This is a genomic window from Actinomyces sp. HMSC08A09, from assembly GCF_001807465.1.
Classification (GTDB): domain Bacteria; phylum Actinomycetota; class Actinomycetes; order Actinomycetales; family Actinomycetaceae; genus Actinomyces; species Actinomyces oris.
Window position 1 is genome coordinate 1 of the sequence record NZ_KV789103.1, and the last position, 1,571, is coordinate 1,571.

At 71.4% G+C, this 1,571-nt stretch carries 1 protein-coding gene; it reads left to right on the forward strand.

Annotated elements, in window-relative coordinates; genetic code table 11:
- The first annotated feature begins 165 nt into the window (after nucleotides 1-165).
- Entirely contained in the window at nucleotides 166-1,425 is a 1,260-nt protein-coding gene (locus HMPREF3165_RS04605) for a glycosyltransferase (protein ID WP_083303198.1), read from the forward strand.
- Nucleotides 1,426-1,571: the final 146 nt, after the last annotated feature.

Genomic DNA, 1,571 nt, shown 5'->3' on the forward strand with positions numbered 1-1,571 from the left:
GCCGCCCGCACAGGAGTCGCCGTGGCCACCAGCATCGCCCCGTCCGCCGATGTCCCTCCGGGTTCCACCCGGGAGGGGAGTGACGGCGCTCATGGTGCCGGTGGCGCCGGCAGCGCGTCCGGCCGTGCGGATGCGGCGACCGCGTCCCCGAGGGGTGCTGGGGCGGTGGGCCGGCGCAGTCTGCTCCTGCTCACCGACGCCTTCCCCTATGAGGTGGGGGAGGAGTTCCTCGAGCAGGAGATCGAGACCCTGTGCGCCGCATACGACGAGGTCGTCATCGTCCCGATGCGCCTGAGCCAGGGGGCCCGTCAGACCCGCGACCTGCCGGCCAATGCCCGCTGCGCCCTGCTGCCCGCCTCGCGGCTGGCCGACTGGCGCCTCCAGGCCCTCCTGCGCGCCCCGCAGATTCTGCTGGGCCGCGAGCGCATGGTGGAGACCCCGGTGTGGAAGAGCTTCGGCCGCTTCGGCATGGATGTGCGCTTCGCGGCGATCGCCCTGAGCGCGTACGGACGAATGCGTCGGCTCCTGCCGAGCCTGGGGCTGGAGGGGACGGGGCACCTGACCATCTACTCGTACTGGTTCTTCACCGGGGCAGCACTGGGCGGTATGCTGCGGCGTCGGGAGCTGAAAAGGCGCCCGGTGACGGTGGTTTCGCGAGCGCATGCCTACGACGTTGACGAGGCCGACGCCCCCCGCGGCTACATCCCCTCACGCGCCTTCGTCATGCGGGCCGTGGACCGGGTCTATCCGATCTCGGACTACGCGGCCTCCTTCCTGCACCGGCGCTTTCCCGAGGCCCGGAACATCGAGGTGCGCCGGTTGGGGGTGCCGCCCGCTCCGCGCCACGAGCGTCACCGGACTGAGCCCTTCCAGCTGGTCTCCTGCTCGCACATGGCCCCCTACAAGCGGGTCCACCTCATCGTGGAGGCCGTCGCCGAGCTGGAGCGACGCGGTCGGAGAGTCTCCTGGACCCACATCGGCGAGAACGACGCCGATCGTCTGGCCGCCATGCGCGCCCGGGCCGAGGAGCTGATCGACTCGACCCCGGTGACCTTCACCGGGCACCTGACCAACCGCGAGGTGCGCGAGCTCTATGCCGCCACCGACTTCGCCTGCTTCCTCAACTGCTCCGACGGTGAGGGCGTCCCGGTGGCCGTCATGGAGGCCCAGGCGGCGGGTATGCCGGTCGTGGCCACCGCCGCCGGCGGGACTGGCGAGATCGTCCACGACGGCGAGAACGGCCGGCTCGTCCCGGTGGAGGTCACCGCCGCGCAGGTGGCCGACGCCGTCGAGTCCGTGATGGACCTCAGCGACGCCCAGTACGCAGACATGAGTGCACAGGCCCACGCCACCTGGGCGAGGATGTCGGATGCGCAGCGTCAGTACCGCGAGTTCGTCGACGGCCTGGTGGCCCTGGAGGGCTGAGGTCATCTGCCGAGACCGTTTTCCTCCGCCTCTTCTTAGCGGCGTCGCAGAGGAGAGGCGCCGGCGATGTCGTCTCGCGGGGGTCAGTCCCCTAGGATGGGGCCGGTCGTGCAGCGCCGCCGCCTCCGGCGACCGGAGCGGCACGG